The sequence below is a fragment of the Microbacterium sp. P2_F9 genome, from assembly GCF_056403635.1.
On record NZ_JBFUFC010000350.1, the window covers coordinates 1 to 2,013 of the forward strand.

Genomic DNA, 2,013 nt, shown 5'->3' on the forward strand with positions numbered 1-2,013 from the left:
GCACTACCGATGCCGGTTCAGACATCCGTCCAGCTGTTCACCGTCAACGCGGCGCTGGAAGCCGACCTCGACGGCACCCTCGCCGCGATCGCCGCGCGCGGGTTCACCGCGGTGGAGCCGTACGACTTCGTGCGGCGCGCCGAACCGCTGGCTGCCTCCCTCGCCGCACACGGGCTGGCCGCGCCCACCGGGCACGCCTTCCTCGCCTCGGAGTCGTTCGTCCTGCCGGACGGCAGCGGCACCACCGTCCCCGTTCCCTCGCCCGAGGAGGTCTTCGCCGCGGCGAAGACGCTCGGCATGACCACCGTGATCGACCCGTACACGGCGCCCGACCGCTGGACCAGCGTCGAGCAGATCGAGCACACCGCCGGGCTCCTCAACGCCGCGGCCGAGATCGGCGTCGCGCACGGCATCCGCGTCGGCTACCACAACCACGCGCACGAGCTCGAAGCCCAGTTCGATGGCGTGTCCGGCCTCGAGCTGCTCGCGAGCCTCCTCGATCCCCGCGTGGTGCTCGAGGTCGACCTCTACTGGGTCGCCCGCGCCGGCGTCGACTCCCCCACCCTGCTGCGCACGCTGGGCGATCGCGTGATCGCCGTCCACGTCAAGGACGGCACGCTCGACCCCGAAGCCGTCGCGGCCTACCCGCCGGCCGATCAGGTGCCGGCCGGCCAGGGCGTGGTTCCCCTCGMCGAGGCGCTGGATGCGGCATCCGCTCTCGAATTCGCCATCGTCGAGTTCGACCACTTCAACGGCGACATCTTCGAGGCCGTCGAAGCCAGCCGGGTCTTCCTCGACGAGCGGGCGGCCCGCTGATGGCGGCTCAGCCGGTCGGCGTCGGCATCATCGGCGCCGGCAACATCAGCGACCAGTACCTGAAGAACCTGACGACCTTCCCCGACCTGCGCGTGCTCGCGATCGGCGACCTGCTCGAGGACCGCGCCCGCGAGCAGGCCGCCAAGTACGGCGTGCCGACCGCCGGCGGCATCGACGTCGTGCTCGACCATCCCGACATCGAGATCGTCATCAACCTGACGATCCCGGCGGCGCACGTCGCGGTGTCGGAGTCGATCATCGCGGCCGGCAAGCACGTGTGGAGCGAGAAGCCCATCGGCGTCGACCGCGAATCCTCACTCGGACTGCTGGAGAAGGCGGATGCCGCAGGCCTGCGTGTCGGCGTCGCTCCGGACACCGTGCTCGGCCCCGGCGTGCAGACCGCGAAGCGGGCGATCGCCCGCGGCGACATCGGGCGACCGCTGTTCGCCCAGACGACGCTGCAGTGGCAGGGCCCGGAGATCTTCCACCCGAACCCATCGTTCCTCTACGCGCGCGGCGGCGGACCGCTGCTGGACATGGGCCCCTATTACGTGTCCGCGCTGATCCACGTCTTCGGGCCGGTCGCCGCGGTGGCAGCCCTCGGGCTGAAGGGCACCGAGACCCGCAAGGTGCAGGTCGGCCCCCAGGCCGGCGAGGAGTTCCCGGTCGAGATCCCCTCGACAGTCTCGGTGCTCCTGCAGTTCGAGGAGGGCGGTCAGGCGCAGAGCCTGTACAGCACCGACTCGCCGCTCTTCCGCCAGGGGATCGTCGAGATCACCGGCACGGAGGGCACGCTCGTGATCCCGGACCCGAACACGTTCGGCGGCGACCTCCTCATCACGCGGCCGCTGACCCGGGTCATCATCCCGCCCGAGCCGCTCGTGCAGGACACGGAGGACGTGCCGCAGGAGGGCATCCTGGTCGGTCGCGGCCTCGGCGTGCTCGACATGGCCCGGTCGATCCGCGCGAACCGTCCGCACGTCGCGACCGGACGCTTCGGCTACCACGTGCTCGACACGCTCCTCTCGATCGAGGAGTCCGCGCAGTCGCGCCAGTTCGCTCCCGTCGCGAGCACGGTCGATGAGGTCGGGTCGCTGGACGCCGACTTCGATCCCTTCGCCGCAACTCTCTGAGGCACCGGCGGTCGATGGCTCAGCGCCGGGGCGTCCACCCCGGCGGCAGCGGGCCATCGACCGC

At 71.2% G+C, this 2,013-nt stretch carries 2 protein-coding genes; both read left to right on the top strand.

Features of this window, described 5'->3' with window-relative positions:
* The first annotated feature begins 9 nt into the window (after positions 1-9).
* A complete protein-coding gene (locus AC1DVT_RS19845; RefSeq protein WP_477391074.1) occupies positions 10-816 on the top strand; it encodes a sugar phosphate isomerase/epimerase family protein in 807 nt (268 codons plus the stop codon).
* Entirely contained in the window at positions 816-1,949 is a 1,134-nt protein-coding gene (locus tag AC1DVT_RS19850) for a Gfo/Idh/MocA family protein (protein ID WP_477391072.1), read from the top strand. Before AC1DVT_RS19845 ends, AC1DVT_RS19850 begins: the two co-directional genes overlap by 1 nt.
* The last annotated feature ends 64 nt before the right edge of the window (positions 1,950-2,013 follow it).